This is a genomic window from Nocardioides sp. (genome assembly GCF_034670285.1).
GTDB lineage: Bacteria > Actinomycetota > Actinomycetes > Propionibacteriales > Nocardioidaceae > Nocardioides.
In genome coordinates, this window is sequence record NZ_JAXMNS010000209.1 from 1 (window position 1) to 6,454 (window position 6,454).

The window sequence follows — 6,454 nt, forward strand, 5'->3', positions numbered from 1 at the left end:
TGTACGGTCTCAACTACTCCCTGCTCGACGCCCGCTCCTCGGCGCCCACCGCGACCCGCGCCTGGCCCCCGACCTCGACGACTTCGACCCGCGCCGCGAGCCGACCCGCCACCTCGCCTTCGGCCACGGCATCCACCGCTGCGTCGGCGCCGAGCTGGCGCGCATGGAGCTGCGGATCGCGCTGCGCGCCCTGGCCCAGCGCTTTCCCGACCTCGCTGTCACCGCCCCGATCGAGACCCTGGAGTTCCGCAAGCTCTCGGCCGTGTACGGCGTCGAGGCGCTGCCCGTGCGTCTCTACGGCGCCGACCGCTCGTCGGCGCGCGTGTGACCGCACGTCCTGGTCGGCCCGACGAACCCGGCCGAGAGCCCGCTCCGGTGCTCGGGGTGGCGCCGGACGAAGCCCTGGCGCGGGTGCGTGACCTGGCCGACGACCTGGTGCGCCGACGGTCGGTGCGCGACTTCGCCTCGACCCCGGTGCCCGAGGGCGTCCTCGACGAGGCGATCCGGGCTGCGGCGAGCGCGCCCAGCGGGGCGCACGTGCAGCCGTGGCGCTTCGTGTTGGTCGAGGACCCCGCCGTACGACGTCGCCTGCGCGAGGCAGCCGAGACCGAGGAGCGGGAGTTCTACGAGCGTCGCGCCTCCGAGGAGTGGCTCGACGCGCTCGGCCCGCTGGGCACCGATGCCACCAAGCCGTTCCTCACCGATGCCCCGGCACTGATCGTGGTCTTCGAGGTGCACCAGGGACCGTCTTCACCACGCCCCTACTACGTGAAGGAGTCCGTCGGCATCGCCGTCGGCTTGCTGCTGGCTGCCCTGCATCGCGCTGGGCTGAGCACCCTGACGCACACCCCGAGCCCGATGAAGTTCCTCAACGAGATCCTCGGCCGCCCGGCCGAGGAGCGCGGGTTCCTGGTTGTGCCGGTGGGCTACCCGGCGCCCGACGCCACGGTCCCGGACCTGGAGCGCAAGCCTCTCGACGAGGTGCGCGTGCGGATCGTGGAGCAGTGACCGCTCAGGCCGGGTGAGCCCGCCGGTCCGAACGGACCCGTAGGACGGCGAGGCCCATCGCGACCACCGCGAGGAGCCCGAGGCCGTAGAGGACCGGGGTCGGCACCGTGCCGGATCCCATCTCGTCCAGCGTTTTGGGCTCGCCGGGGGCGGCGAGGTCGACCGCGTCGCAGACCCCGGCCTGCGCCAAGGCACCGCCCTCGGAGACCTCGAAGGTGTAGCTGCCCTCCTGGCGGTCGCCGTCCTCGCTCAGCACGGCGTAGTCGATGGTCGTCACGCCCGGCTCGAGCGGGGCCGAGCGAGCGCAGATCGTCGCGTCGTCGCCGAAGGAGGCAGTGCCGACGGCGACCGGATCGCCGGCGGCATCGCGCACCGCGACCAGCGGCCGGCCGTCGGGGTCGAGGTCGGTGAACTCCAGGCGAAGCACGTCGGTGCCGACGGCGACGTCGTCACCGGGCCCGGGGGAGCCGTCCACGAGGTCGCCGTGGGCGAGGGCCGGACCGGGCACGAGGACGAGGAGCACGAACGCGACCGTCGTCAACGTGGCGAGGACGGCGCCGCTGCGGGTCAGGAGAAGTCGGCGCATGCCAGCCGGTTGTCCATGGCGTCAGTCGGGTGGATGACGACCGACGGGGCGCCGTCGCCGACCCGCTGCTCGTTGGTGACCGTGACCTCGCCCGCGCCGTCGTCGTCGGCGGTGAAGGCGAGGTGGACCTCGTTGGGCGGCATCTCGCTGCCGTCGAGGTCGAACATGAAGTGCGGGCCGCCGTTGTCACTCGCGCAGGCCTCGGCGTGCAGGTGCGCCATGTAGGCGGTGTCGGGGGCGAGACCGGTCAACCGGATCGTGACAGTCGTGCCGTCGTCGTTCTGGGCCAACCACGCCTGCCCAGCCGCGCCGTCGCTGCCAGGCGGGGCGGTGTCGAGCACGGAGAACTCGCCGCTCGTGACGTCACCGTCGACCTCGTCGGCCGGCGTGGCACCGGGGTCGCCCATCGCCATGCCGTCCATGCCGTCCATGCCGTCCATGCCCGACATGTCGTCCATCATCGGCATGTCGGGATCGTCGTTAGCGCACGCGGCGCCCGCCAGGACCAGGGAGAGGGCAGCCGTCGTCGTCGCTGCTCGTCGGAGGTTCATGCCCCTCACGCTACCCAGGTGGCTGCCACGCAGCCGGGGTCACTTGCTGGTCGCGCGGCCGTACTGGCGCACCGAGAGGGGCACGAAGACCACCAGGATCAGCGCGATCCAGCCGAGCGTGTAGATGACCGGGTTCTGCATCGGCCAGGCCGACTGCTCGCCCAGGCCCGGCCCGACGTTGCCGAAGAGCTCGCGGCAGGCCTGGGTGAGGGTCGAGACGGGGTTCCAGTCGACGATCGTGCGCAGGACGCCGTCGAAGCTCTCCTGGGGCACGAAGGCGTTGGAGACGAACGTCAGCGGCATGATCACGATGAACGAGGCGTTGTTGATCACCTCGACGCTCGGCACGAGGAGGCCGACCAGAGCCATCACCCAGCTGATCGCGTAGGCGAAGAGCAGGAGCAGCAGGAAGCCGGCGAACATGTCGACGACGCCCTCGCGCACGCGCCAGCCGACCAGCAGCCCGGTCAGCGCCATGATGATGAGCGACAGCACGTTGTAGACGACGTCGGACGTCGTCCGCCCGACCAGGACCGCGGCTCGCGACATCGGCAGCGAGCGGAACCGGTCGATGATGCCCTTCTGCATGTCCTCGGCGAGGCCGGCACCGGTGAACGTGGCCCCGAAGACGACGGTCTGCGCGAAGATCCCGCCGATCAGGAACTCCGTGTAGTCGACGTCTCCTGGCACGTCGATCGCGGCACCGAAGACGTAGGCGAAGAGCAGGACGAACATGATCGGGCTGATCAGCACGAAGACCAGGACCTCAGGCACGCGCTTGATCTTGATCAGGTTGCGCTGGGCCACGACCCAGCCGTCGCTGATCGCGTGGGCGGCGGCTCCGCGCGTGGGCGCCGGCGGGGCGGTGGTGCCGGTGGGCTGGGTGGACTGATCGGTCATGAGGACACCTCGGTCGCGGGGGAGTCGGACTGGCCGGCGGCGTCGGTCTCGGTCGCGCGTCCGGTCAGGGAGAGGAAGACGTCGTCCAGCGTCGGACGGCGCAGGCCGATGTCGAGGACCTCGATGCCCTCGCTCTCCAGGTCGGTCAGGACTGAGCGGAGCGCCGAGGCGCCGCCGCTGACGGCCGCCGTGGCAGTGCGGTCGTCGACCTGGACGTCGCCGATCGCGACCGACGAAAAGGCCCGCAGGACGTCGTCCATGCGGGCGACGTCGCGCAGCACCACCTCGACGCGCTCACCGCCGGTCTGGGCCTTGAGCTCGTCGGCGGTGCCCCGGGCGATCGCGCGGCCGTGGTCGATGACGACGATGTCGTCGGCGAGCCGATCGGCCTCCTCGAGGTATTGCGTCGTGAGCAGCAGGGTCGAGCCACCGCCGACGAGCTCCTTGATGACGTCCCACATCTGCTGGCGGCTGCGCACGTCGAGCCCGGTCGTGGGCTCGTCGAGGATCAGCACCGGCGGCTCCGCGACCAGGGCGCCGGCGAGGTCGAGACGACGACGCATGCCACCGGAGTAGGTCTTCGACGGGCGGTCGCCTGCGTCGGAGAGGTCGAAGCGCTCCAGCAGCGTCCGGGCCCGCGCCCGCGCGGTGGCCTTGTCGAAGCCGTAGAGCCGCCCGACCATGGTGAGGTTCTCGAAGCCGGTGAGGTGCTCGTCGACCGCGGCGTACTGCCCCGAGAGCCCGATCTTGCGACGCACGCCCTGCGGGTCCTTGAGGACGTCGACGCCCGCGATCGTCGCGGAGCCTTCGTCGGGCACGAGCAGGGTGGCCAGGCAGCGCACGGCGGTGGTCTTGCCGGCGCCGTTGGGTCCGAGAAGCCCGAGCACCTTGCCCTCGGGAACCGTGAGGTCGAGCCCGCTGAGGGCCTCGACCTCCTTGTAGCGCTTGACGAGGCCACGCGCCTGGATCATGTCGGTCATCCGTCGTCCTTCTCCCCGGTGTGGTCGGTCCAACCACCCTCGCAGAGTAGGGACCGGCGCCGACACCCGCACTCATCGCCTCCGCGGCGTAATTCACGCGGTCGTGGTGAGCCGGGCGCCGGGACGTCGCGTGCGGTTCAGCAGGCGGCCGGCTGTCAGACACCTGGCCTTGCCAGGGTGCGTGTCATGACTGACACTCCCCCTGTGCCCACCGAGCACACCGTGCCGTCCCTCCCGCGCCGCCACGTCCTGGTCGGCGGCGCCGGTGCCGGCCTCGTCGCGGCGACGTCCCCGATGCTCTGGGTGCCGCCGGCCGCGGCCGCGGCGCGTCCCCGCGGCGTCCACCTCGTGTACGGCGACAACGCCCGCACCTCGATGACGGTCTCGTGGTCGACCCCGCGCTCGGTCGCGAAGTCGCGTCTTGAGATCGGGCCCGACCGCGGGCTGGGGCTGCGGGTGCCGGTGCGCAGCCGCTCCACCAAGGACCTCCGCACCGTCTACCACCACGGCACGGTCGAGGGGCTCGAGCCAGGCACGCGCTACCGCTACCGGATCACCCACCGGGGTGCCGGCGCGACCACGGGCACCTTCACGACGGCGCCTGCGCGGGCCGAGCGCTTCCGCTTCGCGGCGTTCGGCGACATGGGCGTCAACGCCGCGGCTGCCGCCCACGTGCAGCTCATCGACGCGATGAAACCGGACCTCTCCTTCGTGGTGGGCGACCTCTGCTACGCCGACAGCGCCGGCGGCACGGGCGCCGGCGGCGACACGTCGCAGGACTTCGCCGAGTGGGACCGGTGGCTGCGCCAGATCGAGACCAGCGCTGCCCGGGTGCCGTGGATGACCACGGTCGGCAACCACGAGATGGAGGAGGGCAACGGCGAGCTCGGCTACGCCGGATACCTCGACCGGTTCCGCAACCCACGCAACGGCGTGAAGGGCGCGCCGGTCACCTACTCCTTCGTCTACGGCAACGTCGCCTTCATCGCGCTCGACGGCAACGACGCCTCCTTCGAGATCTCGCGCAACGAGGGCTACCTCGGTGCGGCACAGGACCAGTGGCTCGAGCGACGGCTCGAGCGCTTCCGGGCCCGCGACGACATCGACTTCATCGTCGTCGGCTTCCACAACTGCATGTACTGCACCAATCTCGTGCACGCCTCGGACGGCGGCAACCGCACACGCTGGGAGCCGTTGTTCGACCGGTACTCGGTCGACCTCGTCGTGAACGGGCACAACCACTGCTACGAGCGCACCCACCCGTTGCGCGCCGGCGAGCCGGTCGTCGAGGCGCGCCGCGGCGCGGTGGTCGACAGCCGCAAGGGGACGACGTACCTCACCGCCGGCGGAGCCGGACAGGCCGTCTACCCGACCAGTGGGGCGCCGGTGTCGTACGTCGTCATGGACGGCGGCGTGCGGGTGCCCGAGACGACGCACTGGTCGGCGGTCACCGACAACCAGCACTCGATCGGGTTCGTCGACGTCGTCCCACGTCGTGGCGACCGACCGGCCCGGATGAACCTCACCGCCCTCGCGACCGACGGCACGGTGATCGACAAAGTGACCTTGAAGCGCGGCCGCTGAGCGGCGCTCCCACGCCGCCGGGTGCGATGCGGCAGGGTAGGCCCGTGCACTACGTCGGAGTCGATCTCGCCTGGGGGCTGCGTCAACCCACCGGACTGGCGGTGCTCGACGAGCACGGCCGGCTGCTCCACGTCAGCGCCGTGCGCACCGACGAGGAGATCGAGGCCGAGCTGGCGGCGTACGTCGCCGGTGACTGCCTCGTCGCGATCGACGCCCCGCTGGTGGTCAAGAACGCCACCGGGTCGCGGCCGGCCGAGCGCGCGCTGAGCAAGGACTTCCGCCGCTTCGACGCCGGCACGCACCCGTCGAACCTCGGCAAGCCGGAGTTCGCCGACGGCACCCGCGGAGCCCGGGTCGCCAAGATGCTGGGGCTCGACATCGACCCGCGCTCGGGCCGGGCTCGCCGGGCGATCGAGGTCTACCCGCACGCGGCCTCGATCGTGCTGTTCGGGCTGCCGAAGATCCTCAAGTACAAGAACAAGCCCGGCCGCGACCTCGACCTCCTGCGCAGCGAGCTGCTGCGCCTGATGGCGTTCGTCGAGGCCGGCGTGACCACCGACGAGACCTGGGCCGGGATCCGCTCGCAGGTCGAGCGCGCCACCCGCAAGAGCGAGCTGCGGGTCGTCGAGGACCAGGTGGACGCCGTCGTGTGCGCGCTCGTCGCGCTCGTCGCGCACCGCACGCCCGACCAGGTCACGACGTACGGCGACCTCGACACCGGCTACATCGTCACCCCGCGGCTCGGCACCGCCCCCACCCGCACCGACCTGGTGCGTGACGCCGTGCGCACCTATGCCGCCGACCACCCCGACCTCACGCTCGCCGGGCGTGAGATCGGAAGAGCA

At 71.5% G+C, this 6,454-nt stretch carries 8 protein-coding genes; 4 read left to right on the forward strand and 4 right to left on the reverse strand.

All coding sequences use genetic code 11. The features are described from left to right. Both VOI19_RS11570 and VOI19_RS11575 read left to right on the forward strand, forming a co-directional pair. On the forward strand, positions 1-328 hold a 328-nt coding region (locus tag VOI19_RS11570), incomplete at its 5' end, for a cytochrome P450 (RefSeq protein ID WP_323793114.1). 56 nt (positions 329-384) lie between these two features. Then, positions 385-1,008 (forward strand): nitroreductase family protein, encoded by a 624-nt coding sequence (locus tag VOI19_RS11575; protein ID WP_323793115.1) that lies wholly within the window; start codon positions 385-387, stop codon positions 1,006-1,008. 4 nt (positions 1,009-1,012) lie between these two features. On the opposite strand, the gene VOI19_RS11580 is transcribed toward VOI19_RS11575, so the two are convergent. From VOI19_RS11580 to VOI19_RS11595, 4 genes are read right to left on the reverse strand one after another with little or no spacing between them, the layout of a single operon-like run. Beyond that, positions 1,013-1,594 (reverse strand): copper resistance CopC family protein, encoded by a 582-nt coding sequence (locus VOI19_RS11580; RefSeq protein ID WP_323793116.1) that lies wholly within the window; start codon positions 1,592-1,594, stop codon positions 1,013-1,015. Further along, on the reverse strand, positions 1,576-2,145 hold the full coding sequence (locus tag VOI19_RS11585) for a CHRD domain-containing protein (RefSeq protein WP_323793117.1): 570 nt from the start codon (positions 2,143-2,145) through the stop codon (positions 1,576-1,578). The genes VOI19_RS11580 and VOI19_RS11585 overlap by 19 nt, the downstream gene beginning before the upstream one ends. Positions 2,146-2,184: 39 nt before the next feature. Further along, a complete protein-coding gene (locus VOI19_RS11590) occupies positions 2,185-3,045 on the reverse strand; it encodes an ABC transporter permease (RefSeq protein WP_323793118.1) in 861 nt (286 codons plus the stop codon). Then, positions 3,042-4,025 carry an ATP-binding cassette domain-containing protein gene (locus tag VOI19_RS11595; RefSeq protein ID WP_323793119.1) on the reverse strand — a complete coding sequence of 328 codons (984 nt, stop codon included), beginning with the start codon at positions 4,023-4,025 and terminating at the stop codon, positions 3,042-3,044. Before VOI19_RS11595 ends, VOI19_RS11590 begins: the two co-directional genes overlap by 4 nt. Positions 4,026-4,211: 186 nt before the next feature. Between VOI19_RS11595 and VOI19_RS11600 the strand changes: the two genes are divergently transcribed. Continuing rightward, a complete protein-coding gene (locus tag VOI19_RS11600) occupies positions 4,212-5,609 on the forward strand; it encodes a metallophosphoesterase family protein (protein WP_323793120.1) in 1,398 nt (465 codons plus the stop codon). A gap of 44 nt (positions 5,610-5,653) precedes the next feature. Next, on the forward strand, positions 5,654-6,454 hold an 801-nt coding region (locus VOI19_RS11605; RefSeq protein ID WP_323793121.1), incomplete at its 3' end, for a DUF429 domain-containing protein.

Coding starts and splice junctions, on each gene's coding strand:
- VOI19_RS11580 (WP_323793116.1), bottom strand. CDS start 1,594: ATGCGCCGACTTCTCCTGACCCGCAGCGGCGCCGTCCTCGCCACGTTG.
- VOI19_RS11585 (WP_323793117.1), bottom strand. CDS start 2,145: ATGAACCTCCGACGAGCAGCGACGACGACGGCTGCCCTCTCCCTGGTC.
- VOI19_RS11590 (WP_323793118.1), bottom strand. CDS start 3,045: ATGACCGATCAGTCCACCCAGCCCACCGGCACCACCGCCCCGCCGGCG.
- VOI19_RS11595 (WP_323793119.1), bottom strand. CDS start 4,025: ATGACCGACATGATCCAGGCGCGTGGCCTCGTCAAGCGCTACAAGGAG.
- VOI19_RS11600 (WP_323793120.1), top strand. CDS start 4,212: ATGACTGACACTCCCCCTGTGCCCACCGAGCACACCGTGCCGTCCCTC.